Source organism: Pseudomonas sp. HMSC08G10, assembly GCF_001808425.1.
Taxonomy (GTDB): domain Bacteria; phylum Pseudomonadota; class Gammaproteobacteria; order Pseudomonadales; family Pseudomonadaceae; genus Aquipseudomonas; species Aquipseudomonas guariconensis.
Map to the genome: position 1 here is coordinate 1 of NZ_KV793314.1, position 25584 is coordinate 25584.

Sequence of the window (25584 nt, forward strand, 5' to 3'; positions counted from 1 at the left end):
GAAATACAGGGTTACTTCAGACCTTCCCTAACTGATCTTGCCGCTACGAGACCACATGCAACTCATAACTGAAATTGTTCACCCCGAGCTGAAATCCAAGCAGGGCAGAGTATTCCGTCGACATGCAGCTCGCGGCATCGTGATGCGGGGTGAACAGATCCTGTTGCTGTTCACCGAGCGCTATAACGATTTCAGCTTTCCTGGAGGCGGCCTTGATGGTGACGAGGACATTGTCGCAGGCCTGAAGCGTGAGCTTGAGGAAGAGACTGGTGCTCGTGAAATACAGGTGCTCCAGCACTACGGTTACATCGAGGAGTACCGGCCCTACCAAAAGCCACAGTACGATCTGATGCACATGACCTCGCATTTTTATCAATGCGAAGTAGCGCCCCAGCTAGAGCCGGTGAGAATGGAAAGCCACGAAATCGCTAATGGTATGCGGCCTGTCTGGATCAACCTGCATGAAGCCATCGCACACAATGAAGCCGTCATGCAGCGTCACGAGTCTTCGATGGGGCAGTCAATTCTGCGCGAAACCTACATGCTGAGAAAAGTCGCTTCCGAATTGTTGATGCCAATCAGCCTTTGAGCTGACTATTTGGCGAAGTCCACTTAGCCTGCCTCAGGCAAGCATCCAATGCTGCGGGAGTAATTGCGTGATTTCGCTCGCCCGCTGTGTCGGAAGCCGCATCAGTACATCCTTGAGATAGGCATACGGATCGTGCCCATTCATACGCGCCGACTGGATCAGGCTCATGATTGCCGCCGCCCTTTTTCCACTGCGCAGCGACCCGGCAAATAACCAGTTCGAGCGCCCAAGCGCCCACGGCCGGATCAAATTCTCGATCTGGTTATTGTCGATGGGCACAGCACCATCTTCCAGGTAGCGCGTCAGCGCTACCCAGCGTTTAAGGCTGTAATCCAGGGCCTTGGCCGTGGCCGAACCCTCGGGCACAAGTTCGCGTTGGGCCAACATCCACTCATGCAGTTTTTCAGCGATGGGCACCGCTGTTTCCTGACGTAATCGCCAGCGGGCTTCGTCGCTCATTTCCTTGGCGTGTCGCTCGACTTCATACAACCCGCCAATCGAGTGAAGCGCCTGCTCCGCCAACTGGCTTTTATTGGCTGCATGCAGGTCGAAGAATTTGCGGCGTGCATGGGCCATGCAGCCGATTTCGGTGATGCCCAGCTCGAAGCTGGCCTTGTAGCCGGCGAAGTCATCGCAGACCAGCTTACCGTTCCACGTGCCCAGGAAGTTACGCGCATGTTCGCCGGCACGGCTGGGGCTGAAGTCGTAGACCACGGCCTTTAGGGCCGAGAAAGGCGTGGTGCTATAGGCCCACACGTAAGCGCGGTGGGTTTTCTTTTCGCCTGGTGCGAGCATCTGAACCGGGGTCTCATCGGCGTGGATCACGCCCTGGGCCAACACATGCTCACGCAGCGCATCGACCAGAGGCTGGAGCTGCACACCGGTCTGTCCGATCCATTGCGCCAGTGTCGAACGGGCGATGGGCAGTCCGGCCCGACCAAAAATCTTCTCCTGCCGGTACAGCGGTAAATGGTCGGCGAACTTCGCCACCATCACGTGGGCCAAAAGGCCTGCGGTCGGGATGCCCTTGTCGATCACTTGGGCCGGTACAGGCGCCTGGATCAGTGTTTCACACTGACGGCACGTCCATTTTCCACGCACATGCCGCTCAACTGTGAACACGCCCGGAGTGTAATCGAGCTTCTCGCTGACGTCTTCGCCGATTCGCTGAAGCTGGCAGCCGCACACGCACTGAGTATTCTCTGGTTCGTGACGGATCACGGTTCGCGGAAACTGCGGCGGCAGTGGTGCACGCTTGGGCTTATGACGTGGCTCGGCCGGTGCGGCCGGCGGATTGGCTGCCTTCAGCTCGGCTTCGATAGCTGCGATATCGGTATCGAGCAGATCATCAAGCAGACTGCCTTGGTCGGGGCTCAGTTGCTCGCTGCGCTTGGCGAACTTGTGTCGCTTGAGGATGGCGATTTCATGAGCCAGTTGCTCGTTGACCGTTTCGAGGCGTTGGATTTTCTGGCTCATGGAGTCGACCTGGGACAGCAACTGCATAGCCTGTTCGGCCAAGCCGCGCAGCTGTTCCGGTGTCATCTGGTCGAGATTGGGCGAGGAAGTCATGCCGCTGATTGTGTCAGAGCAGGTCGTCAACAGCGATAAACCGATGGGCTAATGGCAGGGGCTAAAGCACTGTGATCGCGCTGCCTGCGCCGACCCGCTGCCACGGCAAACCCAGTACCAAGGCTTGAAGTTGCTCGTTATCGAGTTCGACTTCCGATCCGTGACGGATGCCGGGCCAATGAAACTTGCCTTGGTTCAATCGTCGCGCTGCCAGCCAAATGCCCACACCGTCATGCACCAAGACTTTCATTCGGTTGGCACGGCGATTAGCGAAGAGGTATGCGCAGTGCGGCTTCGCCACACCGAACACCGCGATCACCCTGGCCAGCGCGGTCTCGGTACCGGCGCGCATGTCCATAGGCTCGGTGGCAAGCCAGATGGCATCGATCCGAATCATTCCAACAGGTCTCGCAGAAAGGTGGCACAGGCGACAGCGCTTTCGGTCGGCCAGTTCACTTTGACGGTGCCACGCGGGTGCTGGATTTCAATGCAGATACTTGATGAAGCTGCCTGCGAATGTCCTCCGGCTAGCGGCAAGGGCACTGGAATGAAAGCAGGTTGCAGCGCCATAGTTTTGTTCGTGAGTACCCTAATCCATTTATGTACGAGGTTCGCGTTAAGGCTGTGCTTCTGCGCGACGCTGGCAATCGATGCGCCGGGCTGGGCGCACTCTTGGACAACTTGGGCCTTGAAGGATTTTGAATAGGAACGGCGTTGTGACTGCATGGAAAGACCCGCTTAAAAGGCTAGAAATGGTGTCCACTTAAATTAGGTGGACACCATCGCCTTTGGCGTCGGGGTCAGGAAGGTGAGTTGGCCGGACGGTTACGAAAAAAGCAGCTCTCGGGAGCTGCTTTTTTTTTGGGGCTGTGTGCAAACCCTCCCGACCGTCTCGCTGATCAATCGGACCGCGTCGTGAGTCTTCCGCTTGGCTTGATGGATTCTGAAGCTACCTCCGGATCGGTTATCCCTTCAGTGCGGACGACGAGACTGATATCCCAGAGCGTTGAGCTGATACTCGCTGACAGCCCGAAATTGTGATTCTGCGATTTGACGCAGGCGCTCAACCTCTTCGGCAGATGAGCCAGAAGCCTGCGCCTCGTGGTATTGCTTCATCGCATCCACTGCGTCGGTATACATGGGGTGGTCGGGGAGAAGAGCTGGTATCTTTTTCGTCATGTAGCGGCAGGTCCTCACTGGATAGTCGACGGTGGTTTACCTGCTTTGAGGAGCTGAAAATCAATGACCGCCTGATAGAGCGAATCTGCCAATAGGTGAAGACGCTGTACCTCAAGGTCTGGCAATCCAGCAGCCTCCGCTTCGTGGGCCTGTCGGATAGCTTCAAGCGCTTGCCTCATCAGTGGCTCACCAGCCTCGACCATTCCAATGAATGTGCGCTTCACAACATTTTGCTCCACTCAGCTGAAGATGAATTATAGGACACCGCGGCGTGGCAAGGCCCCGAGCAGCACAGGTGTTCGACGTCCGGCTGAACGAACCAATGAGGAGCGCGCTGGCCTGGGGAGTGGCCAGGGCGCGTGTCATAGCTACGTTGTAAACCACTTTTTTCACTGTAAACCACTGTGGTTTACAGTGAAAAAAAGTGGTTTACAGCAGGCCTCCTCAGGCCTGAGTCAGCTCCAGCAGATCGCCCAGTTCCTCCCGGGCCATCTTCACTCTATCCATTCTGCGATAAGGATGATCAACCGGCATCCGGATAAGAGATTCGAACCAAGCCGAATCGAATTTGATGACTTCCTTGTGAATGTGCTCAAGCTCACCTCCGCGAGGCTGTGACACTACAAACTCCATGCTTTCAACCAAGCCAGACGCTTCACTGTCTTTGACGATTCGATGGCGGATGAAACTCATTTTGAGATCAAAATATGCCGCCTTCGAACCAGGCACCTTCTTCGATTCCAGCCGACCAGTGCTGCTGATTTCCGCCCCCGGCACCTCAGCGGCAATAGCTTTCACCAGCTCAGCATTTCCACTGACCTTCTGGCCAAACAGGCGGGTGGCGTCCGACATGTAAGCAAAGATCCATGGCACATTGCGAAGCGTCGCGCCGGTATAGAGGTAGCCACGCTCTCCCTTGTAACGCTGCAGCATGCCTCTCAACGCGTTCTCGGAAAGGACCAGTTGGGTCTCTTTCTCCAGGATGTAAACCACGCGATCGAACTGTTCGATCAATAGCTTGAGAATCTTCCGCGGGACGCCGTCAAACCTGGTTTTTCGTTCTGTTTTCTTATGCTGGCGAGGCTTGAAGTACGGGCAATCGTTACGGGCCTCACTATCAAATGGAGCGATGCCGCGAATGCTCTTAGTAGCATGTTTCCCGAATGGGTTCTTCACGTTAGGCGGTAGCTCATACAGCCCAACCAGCTGGACAGGGTTGTCGCATGCCGGGCATACAGCAAACTGAGCTAGCTTGCCCGCACTTCCAGGCTGGTACCACGGATCTCTGCGGAAGGTCTCGGCCTCGAAACCTTCCTTGTCGATGATCTTGCTTTCTGTGTCTTCGATGCGGAGCTTATAGACATCCATCTTTGCTGAAACCGTATCAATAGAGGGTTTCTGGATGGTAACGAGCGAGGATAGGCAGCAGTAGGCCTAACTGACCCTTTTGGTGGTCACCCACTGGTTTGAGGCCAGCCCAAAGCATGCCTGATCGACCTGGGCGGGCCCTAGAAACAACTAACCCCCTGATGCGCAGTACAGGTCTGGGACCTGCCCGAGGCGTGGGGGCTATTCTTGGAGCGACAGTGACACCGGCTCCGGAGAAAATCAATTGGTTTGTAGAGCAGCCGGTCAGCTAAGGTCAAACCCAGATCCTAAAGGGGAGGCCGATAGCAGCTCAGTCAGCATCATCGGCACCTTCTTCATCTTCATCGGTATCCCCAACACTGAGCCAGTCGTGAAGGTTGTACCGCACGAAGTCTTCCGCATCGAGCATGGTAAAGTCTTGTAGCACCGTGACGTCTGCTCCACCGAAGTACAGCCCATCGTTGAGATTTCTGGCCACCCCGAGCACTTCATTCAGCTGGTCGTGCAGCTCATTTGCGCGCCTGGCGTGCTCTCGTTTGGTCAAAAACCGGAACACCACCTCGTAGGGCTCAGGGGTGGTATTACCCGCTTTGCTTCAAGCCGCAGGAGTTGCAGGTCCGTTGCAGCTTGATGGTTTTACTTAAGGAGCCAAGCCAGCTCTCCAATCCGCAGATGCTGTGCACATTTTTTTGCACATATCTCACGCCACGATACCCCAGTAGATTCAGGCTTTTCGCAGCCTTTGCATAGGTGAGTCGCGATGGATTTCTACACATCTCAATGAGGAAACCTAAGCTCCGTTTTCCACGTATTCCTCCGCTACAGAACGCTTTTCTGCGGTGTGTCCCCTGACATTCGCTTTTCAGGGCGAGCTATGGGGGCCACTCAAGACGGCTATCTTTTGCCTGGCACCAATGAAAAGGCCCTCAATATTGAGGGCCTTAAATTCAATGCGGATCCGTCACGCGGGCATTTTTTGCAGCTGTCGAACTCGATCATGGACCACAAATTTAATGATTCCTTTGACATCGTTGGTGCAGTTTTCAAAGGCAAGGCGCGATACCACCTGGCGACCCTCCTTCAGAATCAGCGCCCCGATCAACTCGTCGACGAAGGACTGAGTGACATCGTTCCCAGCGAAATCTATGACAACGCTCTCACCACTGCTGAGCGAGCGTTCGATTTCGGTACGGTAGGGGATCGCTGAAGCTCGCATTCCGTACGTTCGGATAGAACTATCCCTACTTAATCGAATTTGAGTTTGCATGTCGTAACCCCTTGTATTGCATAATCCTTTTTTGCAGCCCGAGAGTTTCAGTTGACGCTGAATCTCCCATTTACCGCTCCTTGCATGATCGACTCTAGCCCTCGAGCTATCAAAAAGCCAGAGCTAGCGGAAATTCAGATCTAGGTCGAGATCGTCGTCAACCTGTCCTGCATCGTCCTTCGGCAGCAAGTCACTGATCGAAATGGTGGGCAGCAGCTCACGGGTACAGCTAAACGCGATCGATACACCATTCCACAGCGCATCATGCAGCTCCTGAGACTGCCGACGCTTTGTGTCATGTATGCCATTGCCGCTCACGATGATCAAACCACCGCCCGCCGCGTCTGCAATTTTTGCGGTAGTTGTTAACCCGATACCTTGGTTCTCGCTACCCAGGATCTGGGCCATCGCACCCCGGTTGCAGCTCACTCGCGGTTTGAGTGCCGCCTCGATCGCGTGCAAATGCGTGCGGTCATGAAGCTCAGGGTGATTCCTCAGTGTCGCGAGAAACCCACACCCATTATCGACGATGGCCATGCGTACAAGGTTCAATTTTGGATAAAACTGACAGGTCAGCCAAACGGCGGCGTCACCACGTCCCTCTCTGCGGGCGTGAGTAAGCGAGTTTTCCAATAGCTCCTTGAGCGAATACTCCAGAGGGCCCCGGTAGGAGTCAAACTCATTCCGTCCCGTGTGCTCGTCGACTGGGGCATCCGGGTCCGATTGAGTCAACCTTCCCGTAATAGCTCTAGCGAGGCGAGAGGCTGCAGCCTCTGCTTGATGGTGTTCGCTGATTTTGGTGATTTCCACCAACGAGGTGCTTCGGTCGTTTCGACGTCCTACCCCCGATAGATCTACACCCTCTACATCAATGTCCTTGAAAAAATCCATCCTGGCCAGGTAGGAGGTCAGGTCTCTGCTCAAAAACTGCATCGAAACTCGCTTCTGGACCAACTGGTTTTCAAACAACGCTCGCAGCGTGGCCATCCCTAACGGATCGATATACGAGAGGTTGCTAGCGTCTAAAACGATGTCACCAGGGCAGTTAATGATTTCTGCGCACACAGAAAACAGGTCATGGGGCGATCTTGAGCCAAGCCCCCAAGGAAGAACGATCGCGTTTTCAATATCGATGGCCTGCATGCAATTCCCTGGCAACGGAGCTAACCCTTTCGGATAGATATAGGGCTCGATAGTAGCCCATTGCCTGCCGGGTAAGCACTCACCTATTTTTTGACGAGTAGTGCCGGCATAGAATTGGCGCGCGGCAGTAGCGGCCTGTGGATGGTGGATCGCGCTCGCCTTGGGCTCAACACGCACGAAGAAAACACGGCCAACGCCCTGCCACGGGTCAGCCATTCAAGCAAAGATGGCCAGATCAAAGCCTTGTGCGAGAGCACTGGAGCAGGTTTGTGAGTCCGCCGAGCAGTTTCATCTCCGACGTCTGCTGTGGGCAAAGGCAAAGCTGGAAGGGGAACAGCGAAGAGTGACCCGATCAGCGCTGTACCGCACCGCATGTATCAGGTCTGGGGCTTGAGCTGTTAGATCGCATAAGGCTACCTTGGCCGGCAACTGGAGAACGAACTGCACCTCGTCTTCCAATGCGTTGGCGTGGAAGTAACTGAGGAAGTACTCGCTTTGACGGAACTGGTCAGAAGCGATCTCCTCCAGGCGTTACAGCCCACTGGGCAGGCCTTCCTGACAGGCCTGGTAGAAGGGGTCGAGCAAGTATAGGCCGTCCAGGCAGGAAAGCATGGACGGCGTTCCCCACCGGGAGCCGGCGTCGTACTCCTCCAGCGGCTTGGGCACTCCCTCGCCGGGGTACAAGGCAGCCAGCGCATTGTCGAAGGGCAACCACTGGTGCAGCAGCAGGATCAGCAACCTCCAGAAATGATCTATGCCATGACGCTACACCACAACAATAATCGACACGCTTACAGGAGCATTGATTGGCGTCACAGCTGTTCAAGGAGATGTTGTCTAGGCTGGACAATACGGCAGCGGCCGATATTTCCCACCCAGCTTGGGAGTTGATCATGATGGAGCCCATCGCCGTGGTACAGATCTGGCAATACCTTTTTGGCGGACTAAAGGCGGTATTGCACTGATCATGCTGGCCATATTTGGCCTGTTTTATGTGGCTCGTGCACTATGGCCACCTGTCACAGGCACTACAGTTATTTAATTTTGTTGCTCTGTCCGCTGACGCAACTCTTCGGGCACAACCATGGCGGGTATTCTCACCAGAAGGGTGAAAACTCGTCCAAACCGGACAACAAAGGGAACTACTTCATGCACACCGAATCGTGCCAGCATGACCATGACCATGACCATGACCACTCGCACCCGTATGAGCAACCGGATGGTAGTCAGCGCGATTTGGTATGCGGTATGACGGTGCCACCGGATAGTCGCTACTTCGAGCTATACGAGGGAAGGACATACCGCTTCTGCAGTGAAAAGTGCCTGACGAAATTCCGCGCAGCGCCTGTGCATTATCTTAGCCCTCCCCAGGACCAAGAACACGCGGGCCATCTCCACTCGGCTGCCCCGCAGCCAAGCAACGCGGCGGACGCCGAATACACTTGCCCGATGCATCCCCAAATCCGCCAGCGTGGGCCGGGCAGTTGCCCAATCTGTGGCATGGCCCTAGAGCCGGTAATACCGGAGCTTGAGGAAGACGAGAACCCGGAACTCAAGGACTTCTCCCGCCGCTTCTGGTGGACCTTGCCCCTGACGGTCATCGTGACCGTGTTGGCCATGACTGCCCACCAACTCCAATTGCTGCATGGTGCCACACAGAATTGGGTGGAGTTGATTCTGGCCACTCCCGTGACACTATGGGCTGGCTGGCCGTTTTTCGTGCGTGGGGTCGCATCGATTCGTAATCGCAGCCCGAATATGTGGACCCTGATAGGTTTGGGAACGGCTGCGGCGTACCTATACAGCGTTGCGGCCACAGTGTTCCCGCAGGTTTTCCCGACGACTTTCATGCAGGATGGCCGCATCGGTGTCTACTTCGAAGCGGCTGCAGTCATCATCTCATTAACGTTGCTCGGCCAAATGCTCGAGCTCAAGGCGCGCTCACAAACCTCCGCCGCCATCAAGTCGCTCCTGGGTCTTGCCCCCAAGACGGCCCGTCGCATCGGGGCCGATGGTCAGGAGGAAGATATTCCGCTCACCCACGTGCATACGGGCGACCACCTGCGCGTTCGCCCTGGCGAGAAGGTGCCGGTCGACGGGGTGGTCCTGGAAGGCGAAAGTGCTATCGATGAATCCATGCTGACAGGCGAGCCCGTGCCAGTGATGAAGAAAGCTGGGGATGCACTCATCGGTGCCACGCTGAATACCCACGGCAGCCTTGTGATGGCGGCGCAGAAGGTCGGCGCCGAGACAGTGCTCTCGCAAATCGTGCAGATGGTCGCGCGGGCTCAGCGCTCGAAAGCCCCGATGCAGCGGATGGCGGACACCGTGGCCGGCTATTTCGTCATGGGGGTGATTCTGGTCGCGCTGGTCACGCTCTTCGGCTGGGGGCTTTTCGGACCGGAGCCTGGCTGGGTCTTCGGCCTGATCAATGCGGTCGCGGTCCTGATCATTGCCTGCCCCTGCGCGCTCGGCCTAGCCACTCCCATGTCGATCATGGTCGCTACCGGGAAGGCTGCCAGCAGTGGCGTGCTCTTCCGAGACGCCAGTGCTATCGAGAACCTCTGCAAGATCGACACGCTGATCGTCGACAAGACCGGGACCCTCACCGAGGGCCGGCCAGTGTTTCATAGCGTGGTCGGTACCGGGCAGTTCATGCCACCCGAAGTCTTGCGCCTTGCCGCCAGCCTGGACCAAGGCAGCGAGCATCCGCTGGCACATGCGATTGTCGATCATGCGCGAGCGCATGGACACAGCTTGTCCAAGCCAGAGGCGTTTGAGTCGGGCTCTGGGATCGGTGTACGTGGCCAGGTGAACGGCAAACGGCTGCAGCTTGGCAACACGACCTTGATGGAAGAGGCTGGCCTCGACACCAGTCCGTTGCGAGACCGCGCCGAGCAGCTGCGTCTGGAAGGCATGAGTATCATGTACTTGGCCGTCGATGGCGTGCTCGCTGGCCTGCTAGCGGTGTCCGATCCGGTCAAACCCACCTCCAAGGAGGCGGTAACCCGGCTACAGGCAGAAGATGTGAAGGTCATCATGGCCACCGGCGACGGCCTGACTACGGCACGTGCGGTCGCGAAACAACTCGGCATCGAGGAAGTCCACGGAGAAGTGAAACCCGAGGACAAGGAGCAACTGGTGGCGCTCCTGCAGGGCGATAAGCGCCGGGTTGCCATGGCAGGAGATGGGATCAACGATGCCCCTGCGCTGGCCCGGGCTGATGTCGGGATCGCCATGGGAACTGGCACCGATGTTGCCATGAACAGCTCCCAGTTGACGCTGGTCAAGGGCGACCTGATGGGCATCCTGCGGGCCAGAACACTATCCGTGGCCACGGTGAAGAACATGCGTCAAAACTTGGGCTTCGCATTCTTCTACAACGCTATGGGCATACCGCTGGCGGCAGGTTTGTTCTACCCGCTTACCGGCCATCTATTGTCACCGATGATTGCGGCATTGGCCATGAGCGTAAGTTCGGCTTCCGTGGTATTCAACGCACTGCGGCTGAAGCGCGTAGTCACAGACTGAAATGGGCACACCGCAACCTATGAGAGGAAGTTCCGCCATCAGCGTTTCAACGCCTGATCCATATGACTGACTGTCTAGGGCTTTGGCCTTAGCGGGTATGTCCGCGAGTTCGGCGCCAATCTGGTCCTGATGGAGGACATCGGGCAACTGCGACGTCCGCCATCTTCTGCCAAGATCGTAAGGGACAATTGTGATGCAGCAGGGGCCGCCGCCAGAGGAGTTGGACAAGATTTCAGGGCGAAGATAAATCCTTTGACCGGGCCTTGACCTTGTCATCGTGTCAAGGTTGAAGCTGTAAATGCGGCGAGAAAAGCCGTACCAGCATGAGAGGCCCGCTATGTTCGTTTTGGAAGTTTCCGGTATGGGATGTGGCAGTTGTGTCAACAAGATCACCAAGGCCATCCAGGCTGCCGATGGCGACGCGAAGGTGATCGTTGATCGTGCTGCCGGTACAGTGAGTGTCCAAAGCAACATCGAGGCGGAACGCGTCGGTGCACTGGTCCAGGCGCTTGGTTACCCAACCAAAGTCAGTCGCTAAGTCTCGTTACCGCTCAGATGGCAAGCCGCCGTGCCATGTTTCATGGCGCGGTTTCTTCATATACAGCCTGATGTCGACTGACTCCGGGTCGGGATAGCCAGCAATACTCCCCAAGAAATGGACGGCCTTCGATCACCCAGTGCCGAGTCAAGCTGTGGACGTTGACGCTGATCAAGAAAATGCTTCGCGATTGGTGTTTATCTTGAGTAAATGTATAGGCCAGCCTGGCTCACATACCCCGGCCCCTCGTTGGAGCTCATTCACAATGATGACTGCCAAGCGGTTTAGTTCTATGGCCTTGGGGATATTCCTGCTCATCCCTCTGGGGCTGGTCATGGCAAACCCTACGGGTAACGTCTACACGGCCAATGAACGGTCCGCTTCCATTAGCCAGGTAAATCTTGCGACAGGTGATGTGAGCACGGTCGCCTTGCCGATCGCACCCCACAACCTACAGGTTTCGCCCGACGGCAGCTTGCTTCTGGTTGTTGGAGTGGCTGGACATGCGGGGCATTCGAGCGGTGAAAAGCCCGGTGGGCAGTTGCTGGTGTTCAGTACCAGCGCGCTGGACAGGCCACCGTTCAGCTTCCCGGCAGGCGATCACCCGGCTCATGTGGTCACCGACGTCACCGGGCTGCGAGCTTTTGTGACCGATTCCGCTGCCAACCAGGTGCGAGTATTTGACCTTGAGCAGCGAATCGAGTTGCCCGGTATTCCAACTGGGCGTTATCCCCATGGGCTGCGCTTGAGCCCTGATGGCCGGACACTCTATATCGCGAACATGAAGAGCGACAGCGTATCGCTTATCGATGTCGTCACACTCAAAGAAACCGCGCAGATTCCCGTGGGCAAAGGCCCTGTCCAGGTCGGCTTTGCCCCTGACGGTCGCCTGGCATTCGTCTCGCTCAGTGCGACAAATCAGCTTGGCATCATCGACACGGCCAGACGCAAGGTGATCAGCAAGGTTGATGTCGGCCGCACGCCAATCCAGATGATGGCCACCGTTGACGGTCGCCAGGTCTATGTCGCGAATCAGGGCAGTGGCCAGAATCCGGACGACCGAGTCTCCATCGTAGATCTCCAGACGCGTAGCAGCCTGGGCACCGTGACCACCGGCAAGGGTGCCCATGGTGTGGCCATCAGCAGCGACGGCGCTTATGTGTTTGTCAGCAATATTGAAGCGGGCACCGTATCTGTCATCGATACGAGCAGCCGAAAGGTCGTTGCTACCCATAAGGTTGGCGCCGGGCCAAACGGGATCAGCTTCGAGCCGCCGAGTGCCCAATAATAGCCCGTCGGTGTACAACCCGAGCACGACGCGAAAAATGAGCATTCACGCCGGCGCAGTAATTTGCTTGTCGTGCCAGGTGAGGCCTAGCGCCCAGACCAAGGCATCCGGCTTTAAAACAGTGCTAAGGAGATGATGATGAACAACGTTCGAAATTTACTGATCGGACTTTGTTTGGCCGCAGCGTCCGTGGGCGCCATGGCGCAAAACACCGATGAACACTCGACACATCACCCGGCCGATGCGCCAAGCGCGGCGGCTACCGAGAAGACGCCTTCTCAGCCAATGGACAAAGGGCAAATGGCGGCGATGGACCAGCAAATGAAGGCCATGCAAGCCATGCACGAAAAGATGGCTGCAGCCAAAACGCCGGAAGCCCGTCAGGCGTTGATGGCCGAGCATATGGCGCTGATGAAAAATGGCATGGCCATGATGAAGTCCATGGAGGGTGGCATGCCTGAAATGGGGGGCATGCATGGCGGCATGGGCGGGGATATGGCCGCCCGCCACCAGATGATGGAAAAGCGCATGGACATGATGGAGTCGATGATGCAGATGATGATGGACCGCATGCCATCTGCTGCATCGAAGTAACCCATCTCCTTTCCCAGGAGTCGCTATGAACCCTCACTTCGATGAAAACGGCTCACCACACAGTTTCTGGCGTTCACGCTATGCAATCGGCCTGGTGGTAATCGGTGGGATCGCCGTCTACTTCCTGCTCACCGAGCACCTTGCCCATGTCGTTGGAGCCCTGCCTTATCTGTTGTTGCTCGCCTGTCCGCTGATGCATGTCTTCATGCATCGAGGACATGGGGGACACCATCACCAGGGCCAGAGCAAACCGGCCCCCTCCGATAAGGCTGATATCCATAAGCCGGGAGATCCATCATGAATCATGGTGAAAGCGCGTATGGCCTCTGGTCGCTGGTTTTCATCAACTCCGCGATCTTCATCATGTTTGCCTTCAGTTTCTTCAAGCCGGCAACGGCGAGAGACTGGAGGAGCTTCGGTGCATTCTCGGCCTTCATCGTTGCCCTGTTTGTGGAAATGTATGGCTTCCCCCTGACGATCTATCTGTTGTCAGGCTGGTTGCAGGCCAGGTTCCCCAACCTCGATCTGCTTTCCCACGAATCCGGCCATCTGTGGTCGACGTTGCTCGGTGACCAGGGCAACCCACACTTCAGTGTTTTGCACATTGCCAGTTACCTATTCCTGGGTTTCGGCTTCTATTTGCTTTCTGCCGCCTGGAACGTGCTATATCACGCGCAACGCCGCCGTTCACTTGCAACGGTCGGGCCCTATGGCTGGATCAGACATCCGCAGTACGTGGCATTTGTGCTGATTCTTCTGGGCTTTCTCCTTCAGTGGCCGACGCTGCTGACGCTGGCAATGTTCCCGGTGTTGCTGGTGATGTACGGGCGTTTGGCGGTTTCCGAAGAGCGGGAAATGCACAAGCAGTTTGGCGCTGCCTACGAAGCTTATACCCGCGTTACGCCTAGGTTCGTTCCGCACCTGCGCGAAAGGTTGGGTGGGGGTCATAGAGGCTGAAGCGTAGGACGAAGGAGCTACATGCCAGGAGGGTTTCAGCGGCAGTGTTTCTAGCGGGAATAGGGTATCCAAAGTCTGTTTGCTCGGATAACACTCTGAGTTGTCGCGGGTTTTCTTGTCGACAAGCTCGGTGGAATCCTTGTTGGCGTTCGGATAACTCAGGCAGTTGGATGACTTTGCGATGCCCTGTCCGCTTTCGACCCATATAGATCGTGATGCACGAAGATCTCTGCTCAAACGTCAGCTACTACTCTGATCTGAATGCATCCCGGCTACAGAGCGCAAAGACCAACTAGCGTCCCGAGGCACAGAGCTGAAGGCGGCGCGGTCAGGAATTGCGGCAGCACTTTTTCCAAAGTTTGGCTAAATGACCCTGCCTATCAGCTCTAATAGGCAGGGTTAGAAGTCAATCCGTCACTGCTTGCGAATGCCTACGATCGTCGCTGTGCCCCCATTCATTCGGAAATCGAAGCTGACCTTGTCGCCTACCTTGAGTCCCTTGAGTTGCTGCTCGGTAGCGCTGAAGCCCATGGTCATTGCCGGCCATTTCAGGGCTGATACTGGTCCATGCGCCAAGGTAACTTTACCTGGTTCCAAAGCTTTGATGGTTCCCTCAGCCGATGCAGTCGGAGCCGCCTGGCTGCCTTGGGTCTCGTTGCCTTCCATGGGCATATTCTTCATATCCGTGCCATACATGTCTTGGGCCTGCACCGCCGCCGCAACGGCGAACACCAGGCCAGCGCTGATCAGTAGCTTCTTCATCGGGTTACTCCTGTTTGGGGGTTATCGTGTACAGCGAGTCCGCGGCGCCTGACGAGCCAGTAAGCCGCAGGGATTACAAATAGTGAGAGCAAAGGCGCGGTGAGCATGCCGCCGACCATGGGTACAGCGATCCGGCTCATGACTTCGCTGCCGGTACCGCTACTCCAGAGGATTGGCATCAAGCCTGCGACGATCACTGCTACGGTCATGGCTTTGGGGCGGATGCGCTGCACGGCCCCTTCGCGGATAGCATCCAGAAGCGCAGGTTGCCCCTGCGTACCGTTGCCGTTTCGTTCAGTCCAGGCATTGTTGAGGTAGATCAGCATGATGACTCCAAACTCTGCTGCGACCCCAGCCAAGGCGATAAAACCGACACCCGTGGCCACCGACAGGTTGTAGCCCATCATGTACAGCAGCCATACGCCGCCGGTTAGCGCAAATGGCAAGGTAGCCATGATCAGCAGCGCTTCACCGAGGCGGCCAAACGTGAGGTAGAGAAGGACGAAAATAATGGCCAGCGTCGCCGGTACTACCCATGCTAAGCGCGCATTGGCGCGCTCCAGGTATTCGAACTGCCCGGAATAGCTCAAGCTTATGCCAGGATCGAGCTTCACCTGCTGATCGACTAGCCGGCGCAGGTCGGCAACGACGGAGGACAGGTCCCGTCTCCGCACGTCGATATACACCCAGCCCGAGGGGCGCGCGTTTTCACTCTTGAGCATGGGTGGACCGTCCGCAATACGCACCCGTGCCACGGTTCCCAGTGTGATTCGCCCCCCTTGGCTGGTGTAAATCGGTAGCTGCCGCAGGGCATCAACAGAGTCACGCCACTCCCGTGGGTACCGAACACTGATGGGATATCGCGCCAGGCCTTCTACGGTTTCGCCGATGTTTTCGCCCCCAACGGCGCCGGCAACAATCGCTTGGACATCAGCAATGTTCAGGCCGTAACGCGCTGCGAATTGGCGGTCGATATCCAGATCGATGTAGCGTCCACCGGTTAATCGCTCGGCGAGGGCGGAAGTCACCCCTGGAACCGTTTTGGCCACCTTCTCGATAGCCAGAGTCACCCGGTCGATCTCATTCAAATTGCTGCCGGCAACCTTTACGCCGATCGGGCTTTTGATACCGGTTGCGAGCATGTCGATACGGTTTCGAATCGGTGGGATCCAGATATTGGTTAGCCCAGGTACCTGCACGGTACGGTCCAGCTCTTCGATCAGCTTCTCAGTGGTCATCCCTGCTCGCCACTGATCCTTCGGTTTAAGTCGGACAGTCGTCTCGAACATCTCCAGCGGGGCCGGGTCGGTCGCTGATTCAGCCCGGCCCGCTTTACCGAAGACACTGGCGACCTCCGGTACCGTTCGGATCAGCCGGTCCGTACGTTGCAAAAGCTCAGAGGCTTTCTGCGCCGAAAGACCTGGCAGGGCAGTCGGCATGTACAGCAAATCGCCTTCATCCAGTGGCGGCAAGAATTCGCCGCCGAGCTGGCTCAGGGGCCAGACACTGCTGAGCAAAATCAACAGTGCACCCGCCAACGTGAGCTTTGGCCGGCGTAGAACGATCTCCAATGCTGGGCGATAGAGCCGTATCAGGGTTCGATTGAGTGGGTTGCGCTCTTCTGCCGGTAAACGACCCCGAATCCAGTACCCCATCAGCACGGGTACCAGGGTAACCGAAAGGCCCGCTGCTGCTGCCATTGCATAAGTCTTGGTGAATGCGAGGGGCGCAAACAGCCTTCCCTCCTGAGCCTGCAAGGTGAATACCGGTATGAAGGACAGCGTAATGATCATGAGGCTGAAGAACAGCGCAGGCCCGACCTCGACTGCTGCCTCAGTCATCACTTTCCAATGATCTTCGCCACGCAACGACTTTCCAGGGTGCCACGTATGCCAAGCCTCAACCCGTTTGTGCGCGTTCTCAATCATCACCACAGCGGCGTCCACCATCGCACCGATTGCAATGGCTATGCCCCCAAGCGACATGATGTTGGCGTTGATGCCCTGGTGGCGCATGACGATCAGGGCAATGAGGACACCAACCGGAAGCGAGACGATGGCGACCAACGATGAGCGCAGATGCCAAAGAAATGCAGCGCACACCAGTGCGACCACGATGAACTCTTCAATCAGCTTCTGGCTCAGATTTTCCACAGCACGATCGATCAACTGGCTACGGTCGTAGGTAGTGACCAGCTCGACCCCGGCAGGCAGGCTTTTTTCCAGCGATTCAAGCTTGGATTTGACGTGAGCGATGGCATCTTTCGCATTCTTGCCACTGCGCAGAATTACTAAGCCGCCCACCGCTTCGCCCTGTCCATCAAGCTCGCCGATGCCGCGACGTGCCTCAGGGCCCAGCTGTACAGTGGCTACATCGCCCAGTGTTACGGGTATACCCTTCGCAGCCAGGCGCAGGGGAATGGCTCGGAAATCATCGAGTGACTTCAGATAGCCGGAAGCCCTTACCATGAACTCAGCTTCGCCTTGTTCGAGCACGCCGCCACCGGTTTCCTGATTGGCCTTGGCGATGGCGTCCGAAACCTCAACTTGAGTGATTCCCAAGCTGGCCATGCGCAGCGGATCGAGCACTACCTGGTACTGCTTGACCATCCCGCCTATCGTCGCCACTTCGGCAACGTCCGGAAGAGTTTTCAACTCGAAGCGCAGGAACCAGTCCTGAAGGCTGCGCAGCTGTGCCAGGTCATGGGTACCACTGCGGTCCACCAGCGCATACTGGTAGATCCAGCCTACACCAGTGGCATCGGGTCCGAGCACTGGCTTAGCGGACGCCGGTAATCGAGACTGAACCTGGCTTAGGTATTCGAGCACCCTGGACCGCGCCCAATAGAGATCTGTGCCGTCCTCAAACAACACATATACGAAGCTGTCTCCAAATGCTGAAAAGCCCCGCACTGTCTTGGCTCCGGGTACGGAAAGCATTGTGGTGGTCAGGGGATATGTCACCTGATTTTCCACGATCTGCGGTGCCTGCCCTGGGTAGGAGGTGCGGATAATCACCTGCACATCTGACAGGTCAGGCAACGCGTCGATCGGCAAACTGCGCAGAGAGAAAACGCCCCAAGCTACGGCAAACAGTGTTGCCAGCAGGACCAGGACGCGGTTGCCAACCGACCAACGAATCAGGTTCGCGATCATGGCTGGTTCTCCTGCTGGGTTATTTGCTCGATGACCATGCCTTCATCGCGCTCGCGCACTCCAAACCGGATGCGTTCGCCAACCTTGAGTCCGGCAATCAAGCGGGGATCTGCCACAGGGAAAGTCATCGTCATACCAGGCATGCCCAGCGTCACGAACGGTCCATGAGCGATGGTCAGCTGATTACCTTCTATTTGAACGATGCGCCCATTGGCCTGATGTAGAGCCGGCTGTACAGGTTGCGCAAGTGGAGCATCGCCAGCAGTAACGGCCTCGATACCTTTCAAGCTCGCTTCGGAGTCCAGCAGAAACTGCCCGGACGCCACAACGCGCTGGCCCGCCTGAAGGCCTCGCAGCACGACCACCTGGCCAGCACTTTCCTGGCCGAGCACTACTTCCACCGGCCGGAATCGACCTCCGTCTTCTGACACCATTACGAGATCGCGTTTCCCCGTCCGAATGATCGCCTCGGCTGGCACCAGTAGGCTGTCATCCTGTTGCCCGGACGGATGGAGGGAAACCTGCGCGGTCATGCCTGGGCGCAACCGGCCGCCGGGGTTGGGCAGTTCTATACGAAGCCGCAAGGTGCGGCTTTGCAGATCCGCATCAGCCAGCAATGCGGTCAGCTTGCCGGGAACAGGTTCGCCTGGGAACGCTGCCAGATTCGCCTGCACTGCCTGTCCTTCCTGTAGGCCTTGGGCTTGCGCTTCAGGTACTGCGGCCTCAAGCCAGACGTTCGCGATACCATTGATCTTCGCCAACGTTGCACCCGGTGTCATTGTCATGCCTGGCCGCAATTCCAGAGCCTGAAGGACGCCTGCTGTTGGGGCCAAGAGCGTTACCGAATTCTGGACCCTTCCCGTACGGTCAATCCGGTTGATAAGATCGGCAGGCATACCCGCCAGCAGTAGTCGTTGCCGAGCTGCAGCGCGCAATTCATTGTCCCCAGATCGCTGAAGCGCCAGGTACTCTTCCTGCAAGCCCGCCCATTCAGGCGTCAACACATCTGCCAATGGGGCGCCCTTGGCAACCACGTCGCCTGTAGCGCGGCCATAGGTGCGTTCGACGTAGCCACCGGTACGAGCCTGCAGAACGCTAAAATCCCGCTCATCGAAGGTAAGCACGCCGCTCACCTGGAGGGTTCGAGCAAGCTGCCCTTTCGCTACGGTAGCCAGACGGACCCCCAGGTTTTGTTGGAGCCCCTGTGAAACTTGAACTGCGGGGCTCACCTCAGCAGCGGTGCTTTCCTGGTACTTCGGCACCAGTGGCATGTCCATGAAGGGCGACTTGCCCGGTGCTGGAAAGTGCTGCTGGGGGTACATCGGGTCATACCAATACAGCACCTTCTGTAGCGTTTCAGGGGAGGCAGTGGACACCTGCCCACGCTTTGCTAGCTGATAGCCAACGCCACCGCCGATAGCCAACGCGGCCAATACCACAAGGCTGATAGTTGAATTTCTCATGCGCGCACCTCTCCATACGCGAAGTGCAGCCGTGCAGCTGTCGCGGCCAACTGTCCTTGCAGATCGATGTCTTGCAGTCGTGTTTCAACCCGCTGACGTCGAGCGGTGAGAACCTCACTTAAGGGTGATTTACCGGCTCGATAGTCAGCAAGGGCGAGGCGGACTCGATCCTCCGCTAGCGGTAACAATGTTTCACGGCTGCGCTGCACTGCTCGCTGCAATCGCTGGTAATCCGCAAGATCTGTCTCCAGCTGCGCTTTATGCTCACGCAATGCCGCTTCCTGTTCGTCCTCCAGTTGCCGGACTTGTGCGCGACGTGCCGCGATCATCGGGTCCTGCCGTGAGCCAGCGAACAAGGGCAGTTGGAAACTTACCTGCAGGCTCACCATATTGCTGAATTCAGGCCCGCGCCGCTGGTAATCCACCTGCCACCCCCAGTCCGACTTCTTTTCTGCCAAGGCTTGGTGCACTTGAGCTTGTGCTTCCCGCGTAAGGGCGTTGTAGGTCGCCAATTCTGGATGTGCATGTATAGCGTGTAGATAGTCCGGCGCGCTCACTGGCCAGCGCGGAAATGCTTGAGCTTGCGGATCAGCATCCTCTCCAATCCATCGCTTGAGTGCAGCCCGTGCCTGAGCGGCCTGTGTGAGCAGAACATCTTTTTGCTCATCGAGTTGCGCAGCTTCCTGGTCAGGAGCAAGTGCGTCGGCCGTCGCGCCGGTACCGCCGGCCAGGCGTGCGCGGATTGCTGCGGCCAACAGACGGTTTTCTTTGTAGAAGTCCTCAAACTGCTGCAGTTTCCGTTGAACGGTGTACGCCGCGACCCAAGCTTGGGCTGTGGCAGCACGCACTTTTAAGCGCTCGAACACCGCCTCTGCATCGGCTCGCTCAACGCTCGCTCGTGCCGTCTCAACTCGTGCCTCCCGCTTGTCCCGGTTTGGTACTTCCTGGGAGAGGCCGACAACCTGCATCGTCATGAAATCGCGGTTCATGCTCCAACGATCACTGCCGTCAACAGGAAGGTTCTGCACTCCTAGGTTGAGACGTGGATCAGGCAGCTCGCCTGCTGGGATCACAGCGTGTCGAGCGGCCGTCATTTGCTCTTGCCTGGCCTGGAGGATGGGGGCATTGCGTTCGGCAAGTTGAAGCGCTTCCTCCAGAGACAACGGTGTAGCCTGAGCCGGTAACGTCGACAACAGGCTGATCAGAGCGGCCAGACATGCCATCCCTAATCGGTAACGTGGGGGAGTCATGGAAATGATTCCTCAAAAAATCAGCGCGCAAGCGCATGCCATCATCCGGCTGCAAAACAGGACGATGGGGTGAATTTAAGAGGTAATCAGGCGCGGGGTGGCCGCCAAGGGTCAGGAGGCGCCCTGTTTACGAGGCTCACCGCATAGGTATCTACTGGCCTAGGCGCAGAATAGGTGAGCGTGGGGTTAATTATTTCGACCTGAACTGTGCTCGCGGTTCTACACTCCTGGCCCACTTTGCAGGCTTTGGAGTGGTCGGCAGCTGATCCTGGATCAGTATCCTGGCAACAATCGTGATCCATCCCCGCCATCATCTCCATCCCCATGGTTTGCATGGGGCATGGTTCAATGGCTGAGTCGACTCCCGCCATGCCGTTGAGAGGAAGCGATGCGATTAGAAGCAGGATGGTGAACAGTCGTAGGAGCCGGTTCATGATGGCCGAGTATAGGTTACACGCATGAAATGAGCATTAAGCCGTTTGAGGCTTGGAAGTGGATTGTTTGGCGTGCGGCAGAGCGATGTGAAAACTCGTCACGCCGTCAGCGGAGGTACACCAAATTCGCCCACCATGAGCCTCGATGATCGAACGCGTTATGGCCAGACCCAAGCCGGCGTTGCTTGGGCTTCCTTCCCGCCTTGCAGGGTCAGCGCGATAGAACCGGTCGAAGATTTTGTTGATATGTTCCGGATCAATCGTGGCCCCATTGTTCTGGACGGACAGGTTCACTTGATCAGCCGCCTCGACAATCCGGACGGCGATATCGTGGCCTTCGGGGGTATAGCGCAAAGCGTTGGATAGAATGTTGGAAACCGCCCGGTCAATCATTAGCCGGTCACCACGGATCGTACCTTCGCCTTGAAGGGCAAGCCGAATGCTTCGGTCTTCGGCTGCAAGCTGGTAGTACTCAATCAGTCTGGACACTAGCCCGACCAGATCGATATCAACCTGCTCGGGGATGATCAAGCCGTTATCAGCTTTTGCCAGGAACAGCATGTCATCGATCATGCGCGACATGCGCTTGAGGTCTTCAAGATTGGAGTAGAGGTTGTCTTCGTAGGCATCGAGGTCGCGTTTTTTGGTCAGAACGACTTCGGTATGCGTCAGAAGATTACTTACCGGAGTCCGCAGCTCATGTGCGATGTCGGCTGAGAAGTTTGATAGCCGGACGAACGCGTCTTCCAGGCGTGCAAGCATTCCGTTGAAGGAGAGGATCAGCTCCTGCAATTCAAGCGGCACGGGCTCCAATGGAATTCGCTCGCGAAGGGACCGGGCAGACATGGATGTCGCCACCTTGGTGATCTGCCCAACCGGCCGAAGACCGCTCTTGGCCACGATCCACCCCAATCCTGCACTAACCAGAGCGCTGATGACCAAGCCAATGCCGAACCACCATTGCAGCGTCTTGAAAAAGTGGGCATGGCTGGTGACATCCAGCATCAACATGACTGTTACCGGCGCCTGCGCCTGCGCTATAGCCAGTTGAGAGGTAATCCCCCGGAAGTTCCGCGAGTCGATTTGCCAGTCCCAAACGGCGCCAGAAGAGGCCTGCTTAAAGCGCTCAGGGATGCGGGATGCCTTGGAGTCCGAGAACAGGACAGTACCGTCAGCATCAAGAATCTCCGCAGAAAGGTCCTGATGAGCCCCCAACAAAGCACGCAGTTGAGGCTCCTGATCCTCAAGTTCATCACGTGCTGCTGAAAGTGAAAGGATGTGCCGGGTGGATTCGAGTTTCTCGGCCAGGGCTTGCTCATCCAGCATCTGGAAATGGTGCTGACTGAGCATGTAGAAGCTCACGCCGGCAACGACCAATACGGCGATGACCGCGAACATGAACATGAGGGTAAGGCGTTTAACGAGCGACGATTGGGCGCGCATTACTCGGGAACATCCATCAGATAGCCCATGCCACGAACTGTATGTATGAGCTTGGGGGCGAAATCGTCATCAATCTTGGCCCGCAACCTACGAACAGCAACCTCGATCACGTTAGTGTCGCTGTCGAAGTTCATATCCCACACCTGCGATGCGATCAGGGACTTCGGCAGTACCTCGCCGCGTCGGCGCATGAGTAGTTCCAGTAAGGAGAACTCCTTGGCTGTGAGGTCGATCCGCTTGCCATTTCGGGTGGCCCGGCGCTTAAGCAGGTCTACCTCCAGGTCAGCCATCTTCATAGTGGTCTGAGCATAGCCACTGCTGCCTCTTCGCAGCAAAGTGCGCACACGCGCTAGCAGTTCCGAGAATGCAAAGGGTTTGACCAGGTAATCGTCAGCCCCGAGTTCTAACCCTTTCACGCGATCGTCCACGCCATCACGGGCCGTCAAAAACAAGACTGGGACCTCTTTCCCTGCCGCACGTACCATCCGCAGCACCTCCCAGCCGTCTAGCCCCGGCATCATTACATCAAGAATCAGCAGGTCATACGCCTCGCTCAAAGCGTATTGCAGCGCGTCGGTCCCTGTGACCACACGATCGACGGTAAAGCCTGCCTCCGTCAGCCCTTGCTGCAGGTAGGCCCCGATTTTTGGCTCATCTTCGGCTACGAGTAATTTCATCTGCTGCGCCCCCTTGGATGCCCTTCAGTGTGCAGCAAAAAAGGCACCCAACCAGAAGCTGACGGAAAAGTAATGTCGGGCTCAGCTTGCTGACAGTGCCGGGTAGCTAGCTTGAGCACTGTGAACGGCGCCAATCAGGCGAAACTGACCCTTAGAGGAAACGCAAATGAACATGATCAAAGCGATTGTGATGGTAGTCACCTTCGGCATGGCGAGCCTCGCCCTGGCTGAAGGCGGCGCGGATCGCACCTTCGCCAGGATGGAAGCTGCACGTGCATCTTCCATGCAGGCTTACCAGGTTGCTCAGGAGAAAAAAGCAGAGGCTCCTGTTACCGCCCAAAGCCAAAAGCACCCCGGCCACGAGAGCTGCTGAGCTTAGCTTACAGAAATGTAATCACCCCGGAATCTGAACTATGTCAGCTTTCGGGGTATTGCCTCCCGCAATCCTTGTGCTTTGGCGAAAGTCTACGAGGCTTGGGGGAGCTCAATTGAAACCAGATGGCTGCGGATCCCGCAGTCTGGATATCAGCGATCTACCTGATTGGACGCAACGGCATGCAAAGCAAAACCACGAGACGTTCATTCGTCAAAGGCCTGGCTGCTACCGGACTACTGGGTGGGCTGGGCATGTGGCGCGCGCCGGTCTGGGCCGTAACCAGCCCTGGCCAGCCTAACGTACTGACCGGCACCGATTTTGACCTGTACATCGGGGAGCTCCCGGTGAACATTACCGGGGCAGCTCGAACGGCGATGGCCATCAACGGTTCGCTGCCAGGACCAATACTCCGTTGGCGCGAAGGCGACACGGTCACGCTACGGGTTCGCAACCGCTTGAAGCAGGACACGTCCATCCACTGGCACGGCATCATCCTGCCGGCGAATATGGACGGCGTGCCGGGTCTAAGCTTCCATGGCATCGCTCCCGACGGCATGTACGAGTACAAGTTCAAGGTCCACCAGAACGGCACCTACTGGTACCACAGCCATTCGGGCTTCCAGGAGCAGGTCGGTGTTTACGGTGCGCTGGTGATTGATGCCAAGGATCCAGAGCCTTTCACCTACGATCGTGACTATGTCGTCATGCTGAGTGATTGGACCGACGAAGACCCGGCGCGGGTTATGTCCAAGCTCAAAAAACAGTCGGACTATTACAACTTCCACAAGCGCACCGTTGGCGACTTCGTCGACGACGTGAGCGAGAAAGGTTGGTCTGCTGCTGTGGCCGATCGAAAGATGTGGGCCGAGATGAAGATGAGCCCAACCGATCTCGCTGACGTGAGCGGGCACACCTACACCTACCTCATGAACGGCCAGGCGCCAAATGGGAACTGGACGGGAATCTTCAAGCCAGGGGAGAAAATCCGGCTTCGCTTTATCAATGGCTCGGCGATGACCTATTTCGACGTGCGGATCCCCGGCTTGAAAATGACGGTTGTCGCAGCCGACGGTCAGTACGTTAAGCCAGTGTCGATCGATGAATTCCGGATTGCCGTTGCTGAAACCTACGATGTCATTGTCGAGCCTGAAAACGAGCAGGCTTACACCATCTTTGCTCAATCCATGGATCGCACCGGCTATTCAAGGGGTACCTTGGCTGTCCGTGAGGGCCTGCAGGCACCGGTGCCGGCTGTAGATCCAAGGCCTCTCATCTCCATGAGTGATATGGGGATGGACCACGGCAGCATGGGTGGCATGGATCACGGCAGCATGGCCGGTATGGACCACAGCAAGATGGCTGGCATGGACCACGGCAGCATGGCCGGTATGGACCATAGCAAGATGGCTGGCATGGACCACGGCAACATGACCGGTATGGACCAAAGCAATATGGCCGCCAGCGGTGCCATGCAGAACCATCCCGCCTCCGAAACAAACAACCCTCTGGTCGATATGCAGACCATGACCCCTACGCCAAAGCTGAGCGATCCGGGGATCGGGCTTCGCGATAACGGGCGTCGGGTTCTCACGTATTCGGATTTGCGTAGCACCTTCATCGACCCTGACGGCCGGGAACCTGGCCGGACAATCGAACTGCACCTTACCGGGCATATGGAAAAGTTCGCTTGGTCCTTCGATGGGATCAAGTTTTCTGACGCAGAGCCGCTGCGGCTCAAGTACGGCGAGCGCCTGCGTATTACCTTGGTCAACGACACCATGATGACTCACCCCATCCATCTGCACGGCATGTGGAGTGACCTGGAGGATGAGGACGGCAATTTCATGGTGCGAAAACACACGATCGATATGCCGCCTGGCTCGAAACGAAGCTATCGCGTAACCGCAGATGCACTCGGGCGCTGGGCCTATCACTGTCACCTCATGTACCACATGGAGATGGGCATGTTCCGAGAAGTCCGCGTGGACGAATGAACTGGAG

General features: G+C 57.0%; 24 protein-coding genes and 1 pseudogene. 9 read left to right on the forward strand and 16 right to left on the reverse strand.

What is annotated here, in order from left to right; all coding sequences use genetic code 11:
- Window positions 1–55: 55 nt before the first annotated feature.
- Window positions 56–589, forward strand: a complete 534-nt coding sequence (locus tag HMPREF3173_RS15635) for an NUDIX hydrolase (protein ID WP_009684099.1) — start codon at window positions 56–58, stop codon at window positions 587–589.
- A 33-nt stretch (window positions 590–622) separates the two neighbouring features.
- On the opposite strand, the gene HMPREF3173_RS15640 is transcribed toward HMPREF3173_RS15635, so the two are convergent.
- The 10 genes and pseudogenes from HMPREF3173_RS15640 to HMPREF3173_RS24685 form a co-directional block, all read right to left on the reverse strand.
- Window positions 623–2158, reverse strand: coding sequence for an IS66 family transposase (locus HMPREF3173_RS15640; RefSeq protein ID WP_009684098.1), 1536 nt, complete (start codon window positions 2156–2158; stop codon window positions 623–625).
- Window positions 2159–2219: 61 nt separating this feature from the next.
- On the reverse strand, window positions 2220–2555 hold the full coding sequence (gene tnpB / locus HMPREF3173_RS25070; RefSeq protein ID WP_009684097.1) for an IS66 family insertion sequence element accessory protein TnpB: 336 nt from the start codon (window positions 2553–2555) through the stop codon (window positions 2220–2222).
- Complete coding sequence (locus tag HMPREF3173_RS25330; protein WP_009684096.1) at window positions 2552–2884, reverse strand: IS66-like element accessory protein TnpA; 333 nt, start codon at window positions 2882–2884, stop codon at window positions 2552–2554. The genes tnpB and HMPREF3173_RS25330 overlap by 4 nt, the downstream gene beginning before the upstream one ends.
- A 246-nt stretch (window positions 2885–3130) precedes the next feature.
- A complete protein-coding gene (locus HMPREF3173_RS15655; RefSeq protein ID WP_011953104.1) occupies window positions 3131–3337 on the reverse strand; it encodes a hypothetical protein in 207 nt (68 codons plus the stop codon).
- 14 nt (window positions 3338–3351) lie between these two features.
- Window positions 3352–3561, reverse strand: coding sequence for a hypothetical protein (locus tag HMPREF3173_RS15660; RefSeq protein ID WP_015268418.1), 210 nt, complete (start codon window positions 3559–3561; stop codon window positions 3352–3354).
- Between the two features lie 220 nt (window positions 3562–3781).
- On the reverse strand, window positions 3782–4705 hold the full coding sequence (locus HMPREF3173_RS15665; RefSeq protein ID WP_011953102.1) for a hypothetical protein: 924 nt from the start codon (window positions 4703–4705) through the stop codon (window positions 3782–3784).
- 310 nt (window positions 4706–5015) lie between these two features.
- Window positions 5016–5249 carry a hypothetical protein gene (locus HMPREF3173_RS15670; protein ID WP_156867445.1) on the reverse strand — a complete coding sequence of 78 codons (234 nt, stop codon included), beginning with the start codon at window positions 5247–5249 and terminating at the stop codon, window positions 5016–5018.
- 417 nt (window positions 5250–5666) lie between these two features.
- Complete coding sequence (locus tag HMPREF3173_RS25335) at window positions 5667–5972, reverse strand: STAS-like domain-containing protein (RefSeq protein ID WP_080516231.1); 306 nt, start codon at window positions 5970–5972, stop codon at window positions 5667–5669.
- 123 nt (window positions 5973–6095) lie between these two features.
- Window positions 6096–7115: an ATP-binding protein gene (locus tag HMPREF3173_RS24725; RefSeq protein ID WP_015268415.1), complete on the reverse strand. Its 1020-nt coding sequence runs from the start codon at window positions 7113–7115 to the stop codon at window positions 6096–6098.
- Between the two features lie 423 nt (window positions 7116–7538).
- Window positions 7539–7874 (reverse strand): annotated as a pseudogene (locus HMPREF3173_RS24685) (helix-turn-helix transcriptional regulator); the annotation flags it as partial.
- 249 nt (window positions 7875–8123) lie between these two features.
- Between HMPREF3173_RS24685 and HMPREF3173_RS15690 the strand changes: the two are divergent.
- The 6 genes from HMPREF3173_RS15690 (at window position 8124) to HMPREF3173_RS15715 (ending at window position 14023) form a co-directional block, all read left to right on the forward strand.
- Window positions 8124–10646, forward strand: coding sequence for a heavy metal translocating P-type ATPase (locus HMPREF3173_RS15690; protein ID WP_137108948.1), 2523 nt, complete (start codon window positions 8124–8126; stop codon window positions 10644–10646).
- 337 nt (window positions 10647–10983) lie between these two features.
- Window positions 10984–11184 (forward strand): heavy-metal-associated domain-containing protein, encoded by a 201-nt coding sequence (locus HMPREF3173_RS15695; RefSeq protein WP_004575963.1) that lies wholly within the window; start codon window positions 10984–10986, stop codon window positions 11182–11184.
- 265 nt (window positions 11185–11449) lie between these two features.
- On the forward strand, window positions 11450–12472 hold the full coding sequence (locus HMPREF3173_RS15700; RefSeq protein WP_047932759.1) for a YncE family protein: 1023 nt from the start codon (window positions 11450–11452) through the stop codon (window positions 12470–12472).
- A gap of 138 nt (window positions 12473–12610) precedes the next feature.
- Window positions 12611–13066, forward strand: a complete 456-nt coding sequence (locus tag HMPREF3173_RS15705; RefSeq protein ID WP_011953095.1) for a hypothetical protein — start codon at window positions 12611–12613, stop codon at window positions 13064–13066.
- A gap of 25 nt (window positions 13067–13091) precedes the next feature.
- Window positions 13092–13367 carry a DUF2933 domain-containing protein gene (locus tag HMPREF3173_RS24045; RefSeq protein WP_011953094.1) on the forward strand — a complete coding sequence of 92 codons (276 nt, stop codon included), beginning with the start codon at window positions 13092–13094 and terminating at the stop codon, window positions 13365–13367.
- Window positions 13364–14023 (forward strand): methyltransferase family protein, encoded by a 660-nt coding sequence (locus tag HMPREF3173_RS15715; protein WP_011953093.1) that lies wholly within the window; start codon window positions 13364–13366, stop codon window positions 14021–14023. Before HMPREF3173_RS24045 ends, HMPREF3173_RS15715 begins: the two co-directional genes overlap by 4 nt.
- A 414-nt stretch (window positions 14024–14437) precedes the next feature.
- Here the strand turns inward: HMPREF3173_RS15715 and HMPREF3173_RS15720 are convergent, their stop codons facing one another.
- From HMPREF3173_RS15720 to HMPREF3173_RS15745, 6 genes are all read right to left on the reverse strand, one after another.
- Entirely contained in the window at window positions 14438–14785 is a 348-nt protein-coding gene (locus tag HMPREF3173_RS15720; protein WP_011953092.1) for a copper-binding protein, read from the reverse strand.
- Window positions 14782–17940 (reverse strand): efflux RND transporter permease subunit, encoded by a 3159-nt coding sequence (locus HMPREF3173_RS15725; RefSeq protein WP_070574392.1) that lies wholly within the window; start codon window positions 17938–17940, stop codon window positions 14782–14784. Before HMPREF3173_RS15725 ends, HMPREF3173_RS15720 begins: the two co-directional genes overlap by 4 nt.
- Window positions 17937–19403, reverse strand: coding sequence for an efflux RND transporter periplasmic adaptor subunit (locus HMPREF3173_RS15730; protein ID WP_011953090.1), 1467 nt, complete (start codon window positions 19401–19403; stop codon window positions 17937–17939). The genes HMPREF3173_RS15725 and HMPREF3173_RS15730 overlap by 4 nt, the downstream gene beginning before the upstream one ends.
- Window positions 19400–20653 carry a TolC family protein gene (locus HMPREF3173_RS15735; RefSeq protein WP_011953089.1) on the reverse strand — a complete coding sequence of 418 codons (1254 nt, stop codon included), beginning with the start codon at window positions 20651–20653 and terminating at the stop codon, window positions 19400–19402. Before HMPREF3173_RS15735 ends, HMPREF3173_RS15730 begins: the two co-directional genes overlap by 4 nt.
- Window positions 20654–21123: 470 nt before the next feature.
- Window positions 21124–22530 (reverse strand): heavy metal sensor histidine kinase, encoded by a 1407-nt coding sequence (locus tag HMPREF3173_RS15740; protein ID WP_011953087.1) that lies wholly within the window; start codon window positions 22528–22530, stop codon window positions 21124–21126.
- The gene (locus tag HMPREF3173_RS15745; protein WP_011953086.1) at window positions 22530–23207 is read right to left on the reverse strand and encodes a heavy metal response regulator transcription factor; all 678 of its coding nucleotides are present in this window, start codon (window positions 23205–23207) and stop codon (window positions 22530–22532) included. Before HMPREF3173_RS15745 ends, HMPREF3173_RS15740 begins: the two co-directional genes overlap by 1 nt.
- 166 nt (window positions 23208–23373) lie before the next feature.
- On the opposite strand from HMPREF3173_RS15745, the gene HMPREF3173_RS15750 reads away from it, so the two are divergent.
- Together HMPREF3173_RS15750 and HMPREF3173_RS15755 are read left to right on the forward strand one after the other, a co-directional pair.
- On the forward strand, window positions 23374–23580 hold the full coding sequence (locus tag HMPREF3173_RS15750; protein WP_011953085.1) for a co-regulatory protein PtrA N-terminal domain-containing protein: 207 nt from the start codon (window positions 23374–23376) through the stop codon (window positions 23578–23580).
- A 182-nt stretch (window positions 23581–23762) separates the two neighbouring features.
- Window positions 23763–25577 (forward strand): copper resistance system multicopper oxidase, encoded by a 1815-nt coding sequence (locus HMPREF3173_RS15755; protein ID WP_026031903.1) that lies wholly within the window; start codon window positions 23763–23765, stop codon window positions 25575–25577.
- The last annotated feature ends 7 nt before the right edge of the window (window positions 25578–25584 follow it).

Bases quoted from the DNA above. Each gene is read 5' to 3' on its own strand.
- HMPREF3173_RS15635 (WP_009684099.1), top strand. From the start codon at position 56: ATGCAACTCATAACTGAAATTGTTCACCCCGAGCTGAAATCCAAGCAG.
- HMPREF3173_RS15725 (WP_070574392.1), bottom strand. From the start codon at position 17,940: ATGATCGCGAACCTGATTCGTTGGTCGGTTGGCAACCGCGTCCTGGTC.
- HMPREF3173_RS24725 (WP_015268415.1), bottom strand. From the start codon at position 7,115: ATGCAGGCCATCGATATTGAAAACGCGATCGTTCTTCCTTGGGGGCTT.
- HMPREF3173_RS15690 (WP_137108948.1), top strand. From the start codon at position 8,124: ATGGCCACCTGTCACAGGCACTACAGTTATTTAATTTTGTTGCTCTGT.
- tnpB (WP_009684097.1), bottom strand. From the start codon at position 2,555: ATGATTCGGATCGATGCCATCTGGCTTGCCACCGAGCCTATGGACATG.
- HMPREF3173_RS15700 (WP_047932759.1), top strand. From the start codon at position 11,450: ATGATGACTGCCAAGCGGTTTAGTTCTATGGCCTTGGGGATATTCCTG.
- HMPREF3173_RS15655 (WP_011953104.1), bottom strand. From the start codon at position 3,337: ATGACGAAAAAGATACCAGCTCTTCTCCCCGACCACCCCATGTATACC.
- HMPREF3173_RS15750 (WP_011953085.1), top strand. From the start codon at position 23,374: ATGAACATGATCAAAGCGATTGTGATGGTAGTCACCTTCGGCATGGCG.
- HMPREF3173_RS15745 (WP_011953086.1), bottom strand. From the start codon at position 23,207: ATGAAATTACTCGTAGCCGAAGATGAGCCAAAAATCGGGGCCTACCTG.
- HMPREF3173_RS15705 (WP_011953095.1), top strand. From the start codon at position 12,611: ATGAACAACGTTCGAAATTTACTGATCGGACTTTGTTTGGCCGCAGCG.
- HMPREF3173_RS15720 (WP_011953092.1), bottom strand. From the start codon at position 14,785: ATGAAGAAGCTACTGATCAGCGCTGGCCTGGTGTTCGCCGTTGCGGCG.
- HMPREF3173_RS25330 (WP_009684096.1), bottom strand. From the start codon at position 2,884: ATGCAGTCACAACGCCGTTCCTATTCAAAATCCTTCAAGGCCCAAGTT.
- HMPREF3173_RS15735 (WP_011953089.1), bottom strand. From the start codon at position 20,653: ATGACTCCCCCACGTTACCGATTAGGGATGGCATGTCTGGCCGCTCTG.
- HMPREF3173_RS15640 (WP_009684098.1), bottom strand. From the start codon at position 2,158: ATGACTTCCTCGCCCAATCTCGACCAGATGACACCGGAACAGCTGCGC.
- HMPREF3173_RS15695 (WP_004575963.1), top strand. From the start codon at position 10,984: ATGTTCGTTTTGGAAGTTTCCGGTATGGGATGTGGCAGTTGTGTCAAC.
- HMPREF3173_RS24045 (WP_011953094.1), top strand. From the start codon at position 13,092: ATGAACCCTCACTTCGATGAAAACGGCTCACCACACAGTTTCTGGCGT.
- HMPREF3173_RS15740 (WP_011953087.1), bottom strand. From the start codon at position 22,530: ATGCGCGCCCAATCGTCGCTCGTTAAACGCCTTACCCTCATGTTCATG.
- HMPREF3173_RS15755 (WP_026031903.1), top strand. From the start codon at position 23,763: ATGCAAAGCAAAACCACGAGACGTTCATTCGTCAAAGGCCTGGCTGCT.
- HMPREF3173_RS15715 (WP_011953093.1), top strand. From the start codon at position 13,364: ATGAATCATGGTGAAAGCGCGTATGGCCTCTGGTCGCTGGTTTTCATC.
- HMPREF3173_RS15665 (WP_011953102.1), bottom strand. From the start codon at position 4,705: ATGGATGTCTATAAGCTCCGCATCGAAGACACAGAAAGCAAGATCATC.
- HMPREF3173_RS15730 (WP_011953090.1), bottom strand. From the start codon at position 19,403: ATGAGAAATTCAACTATCAGCCTTGTGGTATTGGCCGCGTTGGCTATC.
- HMPREF3173_RS25335 (WP_080516231.1), bottom strand. From the start codon at position 5,972: ATGCAAACTCAAATTCGATTAAGTAGGGATAGTTCTATCCGAACGTAC.